Source organism: Spirillospora sp. CA-108201, assembly GCF_050936235.1.
In the GTDB taxonomy this organism is placed as follows: Bacteria; Actinomycetota; Actinomycetes; order Streptosporangiales; family Streptosporangiaceae; genus Spirillospora.
Genome location: NZ_JBNJNE010000001.1, coordinates 4,216,411 through 4,232,906 on the forward strand (window position 1 = coordinate 4,216,411; position 16,496 = coordinate 4,232,906).

Genomic DNA, 16,496 nt, shown 5'->3' on the forward strand with positions numbered 1-16,496 from the left:
GGGGGAGCCGGGGCGGCGCTGATAGGATCTCGGCCGATACGCGGGCGGCAGTGAGTGACGTAGTGACCCGCCCCGGCGTGACACCGCCGGTCCCGGACCGGCGCAGGATCCTGTCCGCCCGCACGTCCCACAGTTAGGTTCCCGGTGTCGTTCTCCTTTTCGGCCGTCCGCCGCAACTGGCTGTTCTTCGCGGTGCTGCTCGCGGGCGTCGCGCTGAGGGTGCTCGCCATGGCGGGGTTCCGGGGCGTGCTGTGGTTCAACGACAGCTACGACTTCGTCCGGATCGCGGACGATCCGTTCCCGCACCCGCTGAGGCCGTCCGGGTACGGGCTCTTCCTCTGGGCGCTGAAGCCGTTCCACAGCCTGGCGCTGGTGACGGTGCTCCAGCACGCGGCGGTGCTCGGGCTGGCGGTGCTCGGGTACCGGATGCTCGTCCGCGACTTCGAGGTGCGGCGGACGTGGGCGGCGCTGGCGGTCGCCCCGGTGCTGCTGGACTCCTTCCAGGTCGAGCTTGAGCATCTGCTGCTGTCGGACACCCTCTTCACCGTCCTGGTGTTCGGCGCGATGCTGCTGCTGGCGAAGCCGGGCGAGGCCGGGTGGCGGCGGGCCGCGCTCGTGGGAGCGCTGCTCGGCGTGGCGGCCGTCACCCGGACCGTGGGGGTGCCGCTGTTCCTGATCGCCGTCCTCTACCTGCTGCTCAGGCGGACGCGGTGGCCGGTGTACGTGGCCCTCGCCGTGACGTTCGCGCTGCCCGTCGGGGCGTACGCGACGTGGTTCCAGCGGGAGCACGGCCGGTTCCAGATGACGGGCGTCGACGGCGTCTTCCTGTGGGGGCGGACGGCGGCCTTCGCCGACTGCGACGCGTTCACGCCCCCGCCGGATCTGGCGAGCCTGTGCCCGTACGGCGCCACGGGCGACCGGCCCGCCTCGTCCCACCAGATCTGGGAGGACAACTCGCCGCTCGGCTGGTCCAACGGGCAGGCGTTCGACGAGGAGACCAACGCGCGGGCGCAGCGGTTCGCGGTGTGGGCGATCAAGAACCAGCCGCTGGACTACCTGCGCGTGGTCTCCTACGACTTCTTCGTCCGGACGTTCGCGTGGCACCGGTCGCGCTACCCGACCGTCGGCACCGAGGCCAGGTACCACTTCCCCACGCGGCCTACGGCGCGCAAGCCGCGACTGCCCGTCTACGGGGGCGGCGACCGAGGGGCCGTGGTGTACGAGTACTCGCACGGCACGGGCCGCACGCACGTCGTCGAGCCGTACGCCGGTGTGCTGCGCGGCTACCAGAAGCGTGTGAGCGTGCCGGGGACGGTGCTCGGCGTGGTGCTGCTCGCGGGAGCGGCCGGGATCGTGTGGCGGCGGGCGCGCGCGCGGACGGCGCTGTTCTGGACGTCCGGGCTCGCCCTTCTCGCCGTCCCTCCGATCACGGTCGACTTCGACTACCGCTACATGCTGCCCGCCCTGCCGTTCGCGTGTTTCGCCGCCGCGCTGGCGTGGGGCCGCCGCCCCGTCCCGGCGGCGCCGGAGACCGAGCCGGCCGAGGCGGCGCCCGAGGCGCAGCCGGCGGAAGCCTGACCCGGGGTTGAGTACGAGAGCGGATACCGCCGCGCCGCGGCCGCCGCGATCATTGGGCGCATGCGCCGCTTCGTGATCCCGCTGGTCGTCCTGCTCGCCGCCGGCTGCGGGCTGGTGAGCCGGAGCCCCGAGGACGTCGCCACCGCCGACGCGCGGAAGGCCGCGGAGCGGGCCGGGGACCGGGTCCACGACTCCCGGGTGCGGCCCGCGCGGGACATGGCGCACCGGGCGGCGGACCTCGACGGCGTGGAGGTCATGCGGATGACCGGCGCCTCGACCGCCGGGGACGGGGTGCGGCTCGTGCTCCGGACGTCCGGGACGGCGCCGGACGGCGGCTGGTTCGCGACCTCGACGATCACCGTGACGCGGTGCTTCGAGCTGCGGTTCTCGACGACCACCGAATGGCGGCGCTACGGGACCCGGCAGGTGAGGTGTCCGTCCGGGGCGCCCCTGGCGTTCGGGCCGTGGCCGAAGGCGCCCGACATCCCGTTCGAGCGGCTGCGCAGGGCGCTGCCCCGCGTCCCGAAGGGGGGCGGGGCGGACGAGGCGAAGGTCCGCGCGGCGGTCGAGTCGCTGCGGCTCGATCCGCGGATCCGGCGCGAGTTCGGGACCGGGGGCGACGTGGTCGGCGTGGCCCTCGTCGTGAGGCCCTACGGGTCGGACGTCTTCGACTGCGTCCTGGCGCGGGTCGCGCCGGGCCGCACGAACGTGTGGACGCCGCCCCGCATGCAGCGGATGGCGGGCGAGGGCGGGTGCAGCGCCGGCAACGCCGTCGACCCGCTGCCGCCGCCGCACTGAGAGCCCCGCCGGTCAGCGCATGGAGGGGCGCGGAGGCGGGATGGGCGTCATCCGTCCCGAGGGCCGAGACGGGCGGCGGCGACCTTCTTCGGGACGACCATGCGCCACGCGTCGATGACGAGCTCCTCCATCTCGGCCTCGTCCAGCGCGGTTGTCCAGGCGTGCACCCAGTTGAAACGCATGTCGGATTCACCGGGCAGGTGGAACTTGTCGGGCTCGGACTCGACGAGGGCGAGCCGCTCCTCCTTGGGGAACGCGAAGCCCATGACGGTCTCGTCCCGGGAGAAGGCGACGTAGACGATGGAGCCGACGCGGAACTTCACCCGGTCCCTGATCAGGTGCTCGGACGTGCGGGGCAGCGTCGCCGCGAGCCCCCGCACCTGCTCGACAGTGATCATCCTGTCCTCCTGTGGCCGCGCCGCGTCCGGCGCGGCCCTCCCAGCAAAGCACCCCCCAACGCATGATCTTGTTAGATTTGCCGGGTGAACGAACTGGTGCGCTGGCAGACCGAGAACGGGACCATCGTGGTGGAGACCGACGACCGGGAGCCGGGGTTCCAGTCGGTGTCCCGCGCCGGCGACCTGATCCACGACGCGGCGGGCAAGCTGGAGGACGCGTTCCAGAACGTCCGGGAGGCGGCGCAGGCCGCGCTCGCGTCGCTGCGCGGGGGCGACCTGAACCCCGACGGCGTCGAGCTGGAGTTCGGTGTCAAGCTGAACGCGGCGGCCGGGGCCGTCATCGCGAAGACGACCGTCGAGGGCCACCTGAAGGTCAAGATGACGTGGGGGCAGCCGCCGCGCGCCGCGGAGGAGGCGTAGCCGCATCGTGGACGACTGGCAGTGGCGCGCCTGGGTCGGCCCGCCGTCCGGCGGCAAGCTCGGCGCGGCGTTCCTCGTCACCCCGACGAGGCTGCTGACCTGCGCCCACACCGTCCACGGCCTGGACGAGGCGCGCGTCGGGTTCCCCGGCCTGCTGGAGGACCTGCCCGCCGGGGTGGTGCGGCGCGGCGGCTGGCGGCGGGCGGGCGACCCCGGCGACGTCGCCGTCCTCGAACTGCGCGAGCCCGTCGCGCTGGCCCCCGCCACGCTGGCCGCGCCGGGCGGCCTGCACGAGGGGAGCCTCGGCGAACGGACGTTCGGGGTGTGCGGGTTCCCGCGCCGTGCGGACCAGAACGAGCGGCACGCGTCCGTGACGACGTTCCCGTACCGCGGGATGCGCAACGAGTGGTGGGAGCTGAAGACCGGTCAGGGCGACTGGCTGGAGGAGGGCTACAGCGGGTCCGCCGTGTACGACACCGCGACGGGCGAGGTCATCGGCATGGTGACGAACGCCGAACTGCGGGACGGCGACCGGGCCGACCTCGGCTGGATGCTCCCCGTCGAGCACATCCGTAAGTACTGGGAGGAATTGGACGACCTGCTGCCGCTCCGGTGGCTCACCCCCGACGCCCGCCGCGAGCTGCGGGAACTCCTGGACGGCGTCCGCTACACGGGCCCGCTCGCCGCCGACCTCGAACGGATCACCGGCCGCCGGGCGCTCGGCGATCTCCGGTCGGCGTGGGGCTCGGTGCGGTACGTGGCCGAGGGCTGGGAGCCGGACCGGCTCGCCCGGTACACGGCGGCGCTCGGGCCGCACCTGCCCGAGTCCGCCCGGCGGCGGCTCGCCGCGTGGTCCGCGCGGCACCTGCCCGGCGCCGCGCCCGCCGCCCCGCGCCCGGGGCCCTCGTCGGTGATCGTCCGGCTGGAGCGGGTCACGTTCGACCACGCCTTCGACGTGACCGTGCACACCTGGATCGACGGGGCCGAGGGGCCGGGGCGGCCGACCGAGCGCGTCCCGGACCGCCGGGTGCGGCCGGTGGTCGAGGCGGGCGTGGCGGCGCTCGCGCCCGCGCTGTTCGGCCGCGACTGGATGATCGAGTTCGCGGTGCCGGAGAGCTGGCTCGGCAAGCCGTTCGAGCAGTGGTACGTCGACCCGCGCAACAGGATCCCCATGCGCAAGTACCCGGTGGTGGTGCGGGACGTGGAGCGGCTGCGGCCCGACTCGATCCGCCGCGACCAGGCCCACCACCGCTGGCGGCTGCTGAACGAGCGCGGCCGCAGCGACCCGCGCCCCATCGCGTGCGACGCGCCGCGCAGGGGCAGCGACTTCCAGGACTGGCTGGAGGCCAACGTCGACTTCTGCGTCCTGGTGTACGGGTCGCGCCCGGTGAGGAGCTGGCTGACGGCCGCGCTCAACAACGGCATCCCGGTCATGCTGTGGACGCGCACCCCGTGCGACGCGTCGTCGCACGGGGACTGCCAGGGGCACCGCCTCCTCGACGAGCTGACCGCGGCGGTCGGCGACCGGCACCCCGGCGACCTCCCGCAGCTGGCGCTCGCGCTGCGCAGGGCCGCGCTCGTCGCCCCCAAGGACGCGCCGCACTGCGGGCGCGACCTGACGCTGCTGTGGGACGATCCGTCCCGGCTGCCCGACCCCCCGCTCGCGATGGAGGCATAGGTGCCCGACTGGCTGCTCTACACAGGGAGCCGACGCCCACACGACGGCATCGACCGGCTCCCTCCGCCGCCGCCGTGGCGCGCGTTCGACGGCGAGCCCGCCCTGGAGTCCCCTTCCGGCGGTTCAGGGAACGAGCACCAAGCGACCACGTACCGTCCGTCCGACGATGCCGTGCAGCAGGTCAACGCCGCCCTGTACCTGCGCCGCCCGCTGCTGGTGACGGGGCCGCCCGGCACCGGCAAGTCGACGCTGGCCTACGCCGTCGCCCACGAACTCGGCCTCGGGCCCGTCCTGCACTGGCCCGTCACCAGCCGGACCACGCTCCGCGACGGCCTCTACCAGTACGACCCGCTCACCCGCCTGTACGCGGCGGGGCGGCATGACGCGACCGGACGGGACGACGCGGCGCGCGACGAGGACATCGGCCGCTACATCCGCCTCGGCCCGCTCGGCACGGCGCTGCTCCCCTACCGGCGGCCGCGGGTCCTGCTGGTCGACGAGATCGACAAGAGCGACATCGACCTGCCCAACGACCTGCTCACCGTCTTCGAGAAGGGCGAGTACGAGCTGCCCGAGCTGACCCGGCGGGCCGACCCGGTCGCCGAGGTCATGACCGCCGACGGGCCGGGCGCGCGGGTCGCCGTCACCGCCGGTACCGTGCGCTGCCGCGCGTTCCCGCTGGTCGTGATGACCAGCAACGGCGAGCGGGAGTTCCCGCCCGCCTTCCTGCGGCGCTGCGTGACCGTGGAGCTCCGGCAGCCGTCCGGCGAGGCCGAGCTGTCGGCGATCGTCCGCGAGCACCTCGGGCCGCTCGCCGACCGGAGCGACGACCTCGTCCGCCGCTTCTTCGAGCGCTCCGCGTCCGGCACGCTGGCCACCGACCAGCTCCTCAACGCCGTCTACCTGTGCCGCCACGCCGGCGCCGAGGACCGCCGCGCCCTGGCCGACCGCATCATGCCCTACCTGACCGGGCCCATCGATGACGAGTAGCCGATGACGAGTAGCCGATGACGGTCGACCGGCTCCGGGGCGTCCTGTCGGCGGTCGGGCCGCCGCCGGACGCCCGCGAGCTGAGCGAGATGCTGTGGCTCGCCTGCCACATCTCCCCGTCCGAGGAGCGGCCCGCCGCCGTCCCGCCGGCGCCGCCCGCGATCGTGGACGAGCCCGTGGAGGCCCCCGCGCCGTCCAGGCCGCCGGAGCCCGCGGCCCCGCGCCCGCCCGAACCGCTGACCGGGCTCCACCCGCCCCCGGGCGCCGGAGCCGAGCCGGCGGGCCGCGCGTCCGAGGTGCTCGTGCCGACCGCGCCGATGCTGGCCGACCCGCTCGGCGTCCAGCGGGCGCTGCGCCCGCTGAAGCGGCGCGTCCCGTCCCGGCACCGCGCCGAGCTGGACGAGGACGCCACCGCCGCGCGCATCGCCGACACCCGCCTGTGGACGCCCGTCCTCGTCCCGTCGCCCGAGCGCTGGCTCGGCCTCAGCCTCGTCGTCGACACCGGCCCCACCATGCGGCTGTGGCGGCCCCTCGCCCGCGAGCTCGCCGAGACGCTTCTCCGCCAGGGGGCCTTCCAGGACGTCCGCCTCAGCCACCTCGACGGGAACGGCCGCATCGCCTCCACGCCCGAAGCGCCGCCCCAGGACGCGGGTACGCTCCTGGACGCGTCCGGACGGCGGGCCGTGCTCGTGCTCAGCGACTGCTCGGGCCCCCACTGGTGGAACGGGCGCGCCGCGCGGGCCGTGCGCCGCTGGGCGCAGGCGGGGCCGACCGCGATCGTCCAGCCGCTCGCCGAACGCCTCTGGCGCCGCACCGCCGCCCCCGCCACCCCCGGCCTCGCCGTCCTCCCCCGCCCCGGCGCCCCGAACACCGACCTGCGCTTCACCCCCTACGACGGCGCCGCCGGGCCCGGCGTGCCCGTCCCTGTCCTGGAGATCGCGCCGCGCTGGTTCGGCGCGTGGGCCCGGCTGGTCGCCGGCTCCGAGCCGCAGCCCGCCGCCGTCGCGACGCTCCCCGCCCGCCCGTCCGGGGCGGCGCCGGTGCGGCGCGAGCGGGAGCTGCCGGTCGCCGAGCGCGTCCGCCGCTTCCTCGCCACCGCCTCCCCCGGCGCCGCCGAGCTCGCCGCCCACGTCGCGGTCTCCGTCCCGTCGCTGCCGGTGATGCGCCTGATCCAGCACCGGATCCTCGGCGGCTCGGGCCCCGGGCAGCTCGCCGAGGTGCTGCTCAGCGGGCTGCTCCGCCCGGCCGGCGGCGTGCGCTACGACTTCGTCCCCGGCGCCCGCGAGGCCCTCCTCGACACCCTCCCGCGCCCCGAGGCCCTGCACACCCGGCACGTCCTGGAGGCCGTCTCCGCCGAGATCGAGCGCCGCGCCGGAACGGCCGCCGAGACGTTCCGCGCCCTCCTCCCGGCGGACGGCGGCCCGGTCGTCCTCACCGCCGGCACCGACCACTTCGCGCTCCTCACCCCGCAGACCCGCTCCCACCTCACCCCCGCACCCGCTCCCCCGGCCTCCGCCCCGGACCTGCTGGAGCTTCTCGGCACTCCGGTCGAGGAACTGGTCGGCGACGGCTGGGACCGAGGCCCGCGCCCCGTGGTGATCGGCGTAGACGGCGAGGACCTCGTGTCGGTGGACGTTCTGCACGGCAACCCCGACCTGCCGCACGGACTGATCACCGGCCCCATGAAGTCCCGGTACCCGCTGCTCCGGACCCTCGTCCTCAACCTGGCGCTCACCCATTCCCCGAACGTCCTCAGCTTCGCGTTCACCGACCTCAATTCGGGCACGCCCTTCATCAACCTGGGAGCCCTTCCCCACGTCGCAACCAGCGTCCACACCGATTCGGCGGACTCGCCGCATATCAGCAGGCTCCCGGAGATTCTGGAGAACGAGCGGAGGCGCCGCGAAACCGTCCTCGAAGCCGCCGGGGTCACCACCTGGGACGAGTACCAGGCGGCCATCGCGGGCGGCCGGCCGCTCGACCCGCTGCCCGCCCTCGTCGTGATCATCGACGACGCCGGACCCCTGCTGGACGCGCGCCCCGAATTCCTCGATCCTCTCGCCGCGCTCTGCGAGGCGGGGCCGCCGCAGGGGATGCGGTTCGTCTTCTGCTCGCCGAGCGACTCCCTCACTCCGCCGGAACTCTCCGGCTTCGCCGGCTGGAACGTCGGCCTTCCCAGCCGAATGGGCGACCATCTCGCGTCCGTCCACATCTTCGCGCAGGAGGCCCGCCCCGCCTTCGAGCCCGCACACGTCCCACTCGACACCAGCGCCGTCATCGTCGAACTGATGCGGCAGCGCGGCATGTGGGCGCGCGAACTCCCCTGGCCGGGGGGACCCGCGAAGTCCGAGCCCGCAGCGCAGGTGGACTCCCTCCAGCTGACTGTCGAGTTCGACGTTCTGCGGTTGAACGGGGGCGGGCCGAGCGGGATGCTGCACGAGACGTGGGCGCTGCCCGCCGACATGCCGCGCACCCCGGCGATCGGTTACCGGCCGGGCGGCCATCTCCTCAGCCTCCATCCGCTCGACATCTCGTCGGGCATTCCGCACGGCCTGGTCGTCGGCGGTCCGGAGGCCCGCCAGAAGGTCGTTCGCGCGATCACTCTGGCCCTCGCCGCGGGGCACTCTCCGGCGGATCTGCACTTCGTCTTCGCGGGGCTGGGCGAGCATCCCCTCGGTGAGCCCATCGACCTTCCGCACGTCCGCCACTCCGAGGAAGAGCTGCTGGGCTCGCCGGAGAGGCTCCGGCGGTTCTTCGACCTCCTGTCCGGCGAGCTCGAAGCACGGTCCGCGGGCCCGCCTCAGGACGTGTCGCGGCCCTGGAGTCTCGGCACCGGCCAATTCACGGTCGAGGAGATGTACGAGCGGTTCCGCCAGGACCCCCATTCGGTCGCCCCGGTCTGGTTCCACTTCTTCGAGGACTACGAGCCGGGCGAGCAGCCCGCCGCCCTGCCGCCTCCGCCGCCCGTGACGCGGCCCCGGCTGCTGGTCGTGGTCGACCTGTCGCTCACGTTCCCGCCCAGCAGGCGCGAGGTGGGCGAGACGCTCCTCTCGCTGGCGCAGCGAGGCAGAGCGCTCGACGTCCAGCTGCTGCTCACCTCGTCCACCGTCGAGAACACCACGATCTGGGACCGCTTCCTGCCTCTCCTCGGATGGCGTATCGCTGCGAACCGCCTACCGCCCGACCAGCTCCGGCGCGTCCTCGGCCAGGCGAGCCTCCCGTTCCCGGACGACGGGCGAACCGCCTACCTCCTCGCCGGAGGCGGCTCCCCCCAGCGGTTCACCGTGGCGCCCGAACCTCCCCGGGACGCCATAGACGACTTCGTCCGCCGGACGCGCGAGCCTCCCGAGCGCCCCTCGCCGGAAGCCGAACCGGAGGAGCCCGACCCGCAGGACATCGTCCGCCTCCTGGAAGGCCTGGACGAGACGATCGGGAGCGAGCCGCGGATCATCGAGGGCGAGCCGGTCGACGGCGCCGTCGTGCGGGCGGCGCTCCGCGAGATCCTCCAGGCCGACGCCGAGTCCGCGCGCTCCGGCGGCCTCCGCCCGATCCGTCACCTCATCTTCCCGGGCCCGTTCAGGCCGGAGATGAGCGTGGCGGCGAGCCGGTACGGCGACATGCTCACCACGCTCGGCGTCCTGCGGCACGGCGACCGCAACTTCGTCACCCTCGCGCACGTCGAGTCGGCCGGTCCGACCCTCGACCCCGCTGCCAAGGCCGCCGAACTCTTCCGGATGAACCGGGGCAGCGTGTCCTTCCTCCGGGACGGACCGGGGCAGGACCCCGAGACCGGCTACCTGCGCCCGGAGACCATCCGCAACCTGATCTCGGTGATGCGGGAGGAGACCGAGGAGGCGCTGGTCGTCCTCTGCGGGGAACCGGAGCGATTCCAGGAGCTGCTCCGGGCCGTTCCCGAATTCGCCGAACGGTTCAGGTGGGTCCACGCCTTCGACGCGGAGGCGGAGCCGCGTCCCGCCGAGGCCCCGCGAGGCCGGACCGTGCGGCTCGGGAGCGACCCGGAGACCGGAGAGGCGGTGCTCCTGGACTTCGACGTCGACCGGCATCTGCTCATCAGCGGCCCGTCCGGTTCCGGGAAGGCGACGCTGGTGCGCGAGATCGTCGACGAGCTCGTGTCGAGGGGCACCACGCGGGACCGGCTCGTCTACTTCCTGGACATGCACATGAGCCCGCGCGATCTGGCGCGTGCGGAGTCGTGGGGGCGGGCGGGCGTGCGGCACACGTCGTCTCCGGAGGAGTTCGGCCGGCTGCTCGCCGAGGCCGTGTGGAGCACCCGGGCCTCCCTGCTCAGCGGTGGCGGGCCCGAGATCTACGTGGTCGTGGCGCACCGGCAGCGGCTCCTGCGGGACGACCCGCTCGCCGCGGCCATCCCCGACCTGCGGACGATGCGCGAGCAGGGCGTCCACCTCGTCCTCGCACGGCACCAGATCACGTTCGGCGAGCCGCTCGACCCCGTCGTCGCGCTGCTCCGGAGACTCGGGGCCCCCGCCCTCCTGACCGGCAACGTGGGCGGCCAGGAGGCGGATCTCTGGGACGTGCCCTCCTCAAGGCATGGGCGTCTGGGGTCCGGCGAGGCGCTGCTGGTGGAGCCCGGACGGCGGCGGCTCGTGCGGCTCGGCGACTCGACCGGATGATATTGGATCGAACTGTCCATAACGTGTTACGGTGACTCCATGGCACGGCCGAGGAAGTTCGACGAGGGGCTGGCCGTGGAGGCGGCCATGCGGGCCTTCTGGACGGACGGCTACGAGGCGACGTCGACGCAGGAGCTGTGCGCGGCGACCGGCCTCGGGCGCAGCAGCATCTACAACACCTTCGCCAGCAAGCGCGACCTGTTCGTCAAGGCGCTGACGCACTACATGGAGGTGCGGACCACCCGGCTCGTCGACCACCTCCAAGGCGACGAGGGCACCGTCCGCGAGCGTCTCCGAGCGGTCATGGACTGGGCCGCCGAACCGGACGACGACGACCCGTCCGGCTGCCTGGTCGTGAACGCGACGGTGGAACTCGGACCGCACGACCCCGACATCGCCGAGCGGCTCGAACGGGACCGGCGGCGGCGGTTCGGCACCCTCAAGGCGGCGATCGAGGACGGCATGCGCGCGGGCGAGATCGACGCCGCCAAGGACGCCGCCGCGCTGGCGCACTTCATGATCTCCACGATCAGCGGCATCCAGGTGGCCGCGCGCGGCGGCGCCGCCCCCGACACCCTGAGGTCCGTCGCGGACACCGCGATGCTCTCCCTCTGACCCGGGCGGCCGAGCGCCGCCCTTCCGCACGGCGCAGTTTTGTACTGATCTATCCAATACACAGGAGGACACCGATGCCACTGGCCGTCTACGTGCTGGGAGTGGCGATCTTCGCGCAGGGCACGTCGGAGCTGATGCTCGCGGGGCTGCTGCCCGGCATGGCGCACGACCTCGGCGTCTCCGTGCCGGCCGCCGGATGGCTGATCTCGGCGTTCGCGATCGGGATGCTGGCCGGGGCGCCGCCGCTGGCCGTCCTGACGCTGCGCTGGCCGCACCGGCGGGCGATGCTGGCGTTCCTCGCGGTGTTCGCGCTGACCCACGTGGTCAGCGCCCTCACGCCCGGATACTGGACGCTGTTCGCGATGCGGATCGTCGGGGCGTTCGTCTACGCGGGCTTCTGGGCGGTGGCGGCGGCGACCGCCGTGAGCCTCGTGCCGCGCGACGCGCGCGGGAAGGCGATGGGCGTGGTCGCGGGCGGGCTCACGGTCGCGGCGATCGCGGGGCTGCCCGCCGGGACGGTGGTCGGGCAGCATCTCGGCTGGCGGGCGGCGTTCTGGGCGGTCGCGGCGATGTCGGCCGCCGCGATGGCCGGGGTGGCCGCGACGATCCCCGCCGCGCGCGCGGACACCGCGCCGCCCCGGGTGCGGGACGAGGTGCGCGCGCTGGCCGTCCCCCGCCTGTGGCTGCTGTACGGGACGACGGCCCTGGCGACGAGCGGGCTCCTCGCCGTCTTCGGCTACCTCGGCGCGTTCCTGACGGAGACGACGGGGATCGCGGAGGCGTGGGTGCCCGGCGTGCTCGCCCTCTACGGCGCCGGCGCGCTCATCGGGATCACGCTCGGCGGGCGCACGGCCGACCGGTGGGGCGTCCAGACGCTGTACGCGGGCTTCGCCGGGCTGACCGCCGTGTCCGCGCTGCTCGCCCTGGCGGCGAGGTCGCCGCTGCCCGTGGTGGTCCTGGTGTTCCTCCTCGGCTTCGTCGGATTCGGGACGAACCCGACGCTGAACTCGCGGGCGTTCGGGCTGGTGGACGGCGCGCCGACGCTGGTCGCGGCGGGGAACGTCGTCGCGTTCAACATCGGCATCACGGTGGGCCCGTGGCTCGGCGGGCTCGCCCTCGACGCGGGGAGGGGCTACCCCTCCACGGCCTGGATCGGGGCGGCGCTGGGCATCGCGGCGATCGGGACCGTGGCGGTCGGCACCGTGGCGGGCGGCCGGGCCCGGCGACGGGCCGCCGAGGAGCCCGAACGGGCGGGCTCCCCGGTCGGCGCCTGAGGAGCGGCGGTCAGGAGCAGGCGGCGGCGCGGAACGCCCACAGGGCGCGCCGCCCCGGGTGCTCCGCGAGCGTGAAGACGCGGTGGCGGCCCCGGTAGCAGGACAGGTCCTCCGGTCCGTAGGAGACCGTGCGGCGCCGCACCGGGGCCCAGCCCCGTCCGGTGTAGCGGGTGGAGAAGAGCCGGCCGCGCTTGCCGCTGCGGCTCTGGGTGAACCACCACTGCCCGTGCGCCCTGACCGCGCCCTGGACACGGTCCACCGGGAGCCGCGAGCCGCCGTCGGCCCTCACGGCGCCGCCTCCGGCCAGTGCCCGCAGCGGCCAGGTGACCACCCGTCCCCGGGGCCAGCTCGGGCGGCAGTACTCCCCCGCGATGAGGACGTGCGGCCACGTGGTGCGGTCGACCGCCGCCCACGACATGCGCGGCGGGCCCGATCCCCTGCACTTGCCGCCGACCCGGCCTCGGGCGAACTCCCAGCTGCTCGTCTGCGCCATCACGTACCGGAACCCGTGGGCGTAGTAGGTGCCGCCGTGCAGCCCGACCCGCTCGGGGTGGCGGGTCGAGCCCGCCCCGTTCGCGGTCAGGTCGAAGATCTGCCGCATGTCGAACTCGCGCAGCCCCTGGCGGGTGTCGGCGACATAGAGCTTGTCGCCGTACCAGGCGATGCCGCCCGCGTGGATGCCGACGTCGGTGTAGGTGGGCCGCCCGTCCCGCGTCCCCGGCGCGACGAGCAGGACGTGCCGGTACGCGCGCCGGTCGGGGTCGACGAACGTGAGCCTGACCCGGCCGCCGTTGTGCCAGGACACGAGGATCGGCCGGACGCCGCCCGCCCATCCCTCGCCCGCCGCCGCGTCCGAGACGGACGTGACGCCCTGCGGAACCCAGTCCTTCGTGGTGCTGTCCGCCCTGTCGAAGCAGTAGACGAGCGAGCGGGCGGGGACGCCGGCCGCCCGGCCGCAGCCGCCGCCCAGCCTGGCGCGGCCGGGCGAGCGGAGCAGCGCGCCGACGCCTGCCCTGCGGAGCCTGCCGCCGAGCGCCCTGACCGGCCCGCTCCGGTCGGCGCCGCGCCGCAGATCGAAGTCGCGCGGGTCCAGGGGCGCCGCGACGCCTCCCGCGTGCGCCGCGGCCCGCGACGGCGCCGGCACGGGTGCGGGCGCGGCGTGGGCGATGCCCGGGGTGGCGGCCGCCAGGACACCCGCCGCGACGGCGGCGGTCCCCGGCGACCGGACCGCCGTCACCGTACGTTGCAAGATCGTCACAGTGCGCCATCTACCCAGGCGGGGCGCCCTGGACGACCCCGGCAAGACCTAGGGAGAGACAACTTAAGTTGTGTGGCCCATTACTTCGGCGGCGCCGGCCCGCGCACCCCCCACGGCACGGACCGGGACGGCCCCCGCCCGGGGAGACCGTCCCGTCCGGGGCGGGTCAGCGCAGGGCGCACGTCCCGGAGTCGGACTTCGACGGGTCGCTCTCCGAGGTCCCCGTCAGGCTGAGCCGCGCGTGGCGGGCCGCGCCCGGCTTCGCCTTCGCCCAGACCTCGACCTTCGTGCGGCCGCCCGCCGGGGCGGTGGCCAGCTCGTTCGGCAGCGACGTCGTCCAGCCGCCGCCGGACACGGCCGCCTTGAGGCGGAACACGTCGGAGCCGTGGCGGCCGTCGCCGCCCCGGCCGGTGTTGGCGAGCGTCATCGTGCACTTCGTCCAGCCCGCGCCGGTCGGCCGGGCGGGGCCCGAGTCGACCCGCACGCCGCGCCGCTGCGACCCGGCGCCGTCCAGCGAGCCGACCGCGACCGTGTAGGACAGCACGCCCCTGCGGTCCCGCCTGAGGTTCAGGACGTAGAAGTGCAGCCGGTTCGCCTGGTCGACGTACTCGTACTCGCTGCCGGAGTTCGTCCCCGCGTGGTAGAGCGCGTCGGAGAGCTGGCGGTAGTCGCCGATCGTCATCTTCTTCGGGGTGCCGTCGGGCAGGACGAAGTCGACCTTGTCGATGTCCTGCGGGTTGGCGTCCTCGACCCAGATGAACGGGGCGTCGTCCTCGTTCTTGGTCTTGGCCAGCAGGACGCCGGAGTCGGGCGTGAAGGAGTCCGTGCCCATCCGGTCGACGACTTCGAGGGTGTAGTTGTCGTAGCCGCCGCCGTCGCACAGCGGGTCGGCCGCGGTGTCGCACTTCGGGCTCTTGTCGCCGCCCTCGCCGAGCTTGACGTTGATGCCGGTGAGGCCGTTCTCGCCCGGGTCGGCCGACCGGGCGGTCACGTTGGCGACGACCATGCCGGACGCGGCGAGCTCCTCCGGGCTGAGCTGGAGCACGTCGGCGTTGTTCACCATGCCGAGCTTCAGCTTGTTGCGGAGCATGTGCTGAGCGCCCATGGACCCGCCGCCCGTCGCCGGGATCGTCCACCGGCTGTGCGGGCCGCCCGGCCCGTTGAACGTGCCGCGGCTGAGCATGTCCCACGGGCCGCTGTAGGCGCGGCGCGGCGGATCCCCGTAGGGGTTGTTGTAGTTGTCGCCGATGCCGAGGATGTGGCTGAACTCGTGGGCGTACACCGACATGCCGGAACTCTCGGCCTGCGTCGAGGAGACGCCCGGGATGGCGTTCGGCCAGATCGTCGAGCCGGCCTGCCAGGACGTCCAGGGGACGTACCGGGTCCTGACCCAGTTCGTCAGGCTCGGGTCGCCCGGCCCCCACTCGTCCGGCACCCCCTCCTTCGTGCCGAACTTCATCTCGCCGAACTCCTGCCAGGTGGACGACTCGTCCTGCCCGGCGCTGAGGAAGAAGACGAAGTCGAACTCGTTCGCCGCCTCCTCGCCGATGTCGGCGACCCACGCGTCCCGCGCGTCCTTGCGCAGGTCCCGGTTGCAGGTGTCGCCGGCCGGGCAGCCCGTCCCGCCCTGCATGCGGTCCACGCCGTACTCGTGGTCCTTGGCGGGCATCTGGTAGGCGCCGAAGCCCGTCAGGTTCACCCCGAACCGGCCGCCGGAGTCCTCCATCCAGTACTCGTGGAGGGTGTGGCCGTGGTTCAGGTCCTGCGGCTTGTTGAGGAAGTCCTGGTAGAACCTCGCCACCTGCGCGCGCGGAACGTCGCCGACCTTGACCGGGTTGCCGAAGACCGACGAGTTCACCGGCTGCGTGACCTCGAACGGCTGGTTCGGGTAGTCGGCGAGGACGACCGCGACGTTGAAGTTCCGCTCCGAGCCCTTGCGGGCCGGGTCCGACCAGGAGGTTCCCGGGATCGCGCGGTAGTCGTCCCAGGTCATCGTGTCGGGAAGCTCGTAGTTCTGGGGGTCGATCGGGCGCGGGGCGCCCGCCGTGAACGTGTGGGCGGACGGCTGCTCCCGCTGCCACGGCTGCGTCTGCGGCCAGTGCCGCATCTGCCAGGGGTTCGCGGTCGGTTTCGGGACCCGGGGCCCCGGCTGCGCGGCGGCGGGCACGGCCGCGAGGCCCACGACCAACCCCAGCGCCGCCGCGGGCACCAGCAGAATCTTCTTGGCGCGCATGTCTCCCCTACCTCAGGTGGGTTGCGGGGAGACGGTAAGGAAGGGCGGCCGCGCCCGGCTACGGCCGACATATACGATCTTGTGCAGGACGCCCTGGCATCTCGCGCCGGGCGCCCAGGTCAGAGCGGGAGTTCACGCTCCGCGACGACGATTCCGTCCTCGTCGCTGTAGAGCCAGTCGCCCGGACGGAACTCCACGCCGCCGAACTCCACCGGGACGCCGGTCTCGCCCGCGCCGTCCTTGGCGCTCTTGCGCGGGTTCGACCCGAGGGCCTTCGCGCCGAGGTCCAGCCCGCGCAGCGCCGCCACGTCCCGGACCGCGCCGTTGATCACGACCCCGGCCCAGCCGCCGGCCACCGCCGCCGCGGCGATCATGTCGCCCATCAGCGCGGACGCCAGCGACCCGGCGCCGTCCACGACCAGCACCCGGCCCTCCCCCGGGGAGTTCAGCAGCCGCTTCACCAGGCCGTTGTCGCGGTGGCAGCGCACGGTCGCGACCGGGCCGGCGAACGCCGTCCGCGCGCCGTACTGCCGGAACTGCGTCTCGCAGCTGCGCAGCTCGTCCCCGAAGTCGTCGATGAGGTCAGCGGTCGCGAAGTCCAT

Annotated in this window: 12 protein-coding genes; 8 read left to right on the forward strand and 4 right to left on the reverse strand. The window is 74.1% G+C overall.

The genetic code is table 11. From position 1 onward, the window contains the following. Positions 1-144: 144 nt before the first annotated feature. Both ACQEU6_RS20535 and ACQEU6_RS20540 read left to right on the forward strand, forming a co-directional pair. Entirely contained in the window at positions 145-1,578 is a 1,434-nt protein-coding gene (locus ACQEU6_RS20535; protein WP_499334076.1) for a hypothetical protein, read from the forward strand. A 60-nt stretch (positions 1,579-1,638) separates the two neighbouring features. Then, positions 1,639-2,376 (forward strand): hypothetical protein, encoded by a 738-nt coding sequence (locus tag ACQEU6_RS20540; RefSeq protein WP_499334077.1) that lies wholly within the window; start codon positions 1,639-1,641, stop codon positions 2,374-2,376. A 47-nt stretch (positions 2,377-2,423) separates the two neighbouring features. Here ACQEU6_RS20540 and ACQEU6_RS20545 read toward each other — a convergent pair whose 3' ends face one another. Beyond that, a complete protein-coding gene (locus ACQEU6_RS20545; protein WP_499334078.1) occupies positions 2,424-2,774 on the reverse strand; it encodes an MmcQ/YjbR family DNA-binding protein in 351 nt (116 codons plus the stop codon). A gap of 84 nt (positions 2,775-2,858) precedes the next feature. Here ACQEU6_RS20545 and ACQEU6_RS20550 point away from each other — a divergent pair, with 84 nt between their 5' ends. The 6 genes from ACQEU6_RS20550 to ACQEU6_RS20575 all read left to right on the forward strand — a co-directional run bounded on the left by ACQEU6_RS20550 (position 2,859) and on the right by ACQEU6_RS20575 (position 12,403). Next, positions 2,859-3,194, forward strand: coding sequence for a CU044_2847 family protein (locus ACQEU6_RS20550; protein WP_499334080.1), 336 nt, complete (start codon positions 2,859-2,861; stop codon positions 3,192-3,194). Between the two features lie 7 nt (positions 3,195-3,201). After that, entirely contained in the window at positions 3,202-4,872 is a 1,671-nt protein-coding gene (locus tag ACQEU6_RS20555; protein WP_499334081.1) for a VMAP-C domain-containing protein, read from the forward strand. Next, entirely contained in the window at positions 4,873-5,862 is a 990-nt protein-coding gene (locus tag ACQEU6_RS20560; protein ID WP_499334083.1) for an AAA family ATPase, read from the forward strand. 17 nt (positions 5,863-5,879) lie between these two features. Further along, on the forward strand, positions 5,880-10,514 hold the full coding sequence (locus ACQEU6_RS20565) for an SAV_2336 N-terminal domain-related protein (protein WP_499334084.1): 4,635 nt from the start codon (positions 5,880-5,882) through the stop codon (positions 10,512-10,514). Between the two features lie 39 nt (positions 10,515-10,553). After that, on the forward strand, positions 10,554-11,129 hold the full coding sequence (locus ACQEU6_RS20570; RefSeq protein ID WP_499334085.1) for a TetR/AcrR family transcriptional regulator: 576 nt from the start codon (positions 10,554-10,556) through the stop codon (positions 11,127-11,129). A 74-nt stretch (positions 11,130-11,203) separates the two neighbouring features. Further along, on the forward strand, positions 11,204-12,403 hold the full coding sequence (locus ACQEU6_RS20575; protein ID WP_499334087.1) for a Cmx/CmrA family chloramphenicol efflux MFS transporter: 1,200 nt from the start codon (positions 11,204-11,206) through the stop codon (positions 12,401-12,403). Positions 12,404-12,413: 10 nt separating this feature from the next. Here the strand turns inward: ACQEU6_RS20575 and ACQEU6_RS20580 are convergent, their stop codons facing one another. The 3 genes from ACQEU6_RS20580 to rraA all read right to left on the reverse strand — a co-directional run bounded on the left by ACQEU6_RS20580 (position 12,414) and on the right by rraA (position 16,496). After that, positions 12,414-13,652 (reverse strand): hypothetical protein, encoded by a 1,239-nt coding sequence (locus ACQEU6_RS20580; RefSeq protein WP_499334088.1) that lies wholly within the window; start codon positions 13,650-13,652, stop codon positions 12,414-12,416. A 175-nt stretch (positions 13,653-13,827) separates the two neighbouring features. Continuing rightward, positions 13,828-15,894 carry a M6 family metalloprotease domain-containing protein gene (locus tag ACQEU6_RS20585; protein ID WP_499334090.1) on the reverse strand — a complete coding sequence of 689 codons (2,067 nt, stop codon included), beginning with the start codon at positions 15,892-15,894 and terminating at the stop codon, positions 13,828-13,830. A gap of 119 nt (positions 15,895-16,013) precedes the next feature. Then, the gene (gene rraA / locus ACQEU6_RS20590) at positions 16,014-16,496 is read right to left on the reverse strand and encodes a ribonuclease E activity regulator RraA (protein WP_499334092.1); all 483 of its coding nucleotides are present in this window, start codon (positions 16,494-16,496) and stop codon (positions 16,014-16,016) included.